This window comes from Methylobacterium nigriterrae (genome assembly GCF_037106235.1).
Taxonomy (GTDB): domain Bacteria; phylum Pseudomonadota; class Alphaproteobacteria; order Rhizobiales; family Beijerinckiaceae; genus Methylobacterium; species Methylobacterium nigriterrae.
Window position 1 is genome coordinate 1 of record NZ_JBAWTG010000810.1, and the last position, 278, is coordinate 278.

General features: G+C 69.8%; 1 protein-coding gene. It reads left to right on the forward strand.

The annotated features are described in order from the left end of the window. Positions 1-278 (forward strand): SulP family inorganic anion transporter (locus WDW90_RS39245; protein WP_336493012.1); only part of this gene is annotated, 278 nt, incomplete at both ends.

A 278-nucleotide genomic window follows, 5' to 3' on the forward strand; every position in this document is an offset into this window, starting at 1 on the left:
TGATGCTCGTGGCGCCCCGCATCCACCCGCAGCTACCGGGTTCTCTCATCGCGATCGTCCTGGTGGCCGTCGTCGCAAACCTGGCGGGCCTTCCGCTTGCCAGGATCGGCACGCTCCCGGGCTCGCTTCCCGCGCCGGCGCTGCCAGCCGCGGAGACGACGACGATGCTCTCCCTTGTCGGTGCTGCGTGCACCGTCGCCGCGCTCGCCGCAATCGAGTCGTTGCTGTCGGCCCGAGTGGCCGCTTCCATCTCGGATACCGGTCCGTACGATGGCGAC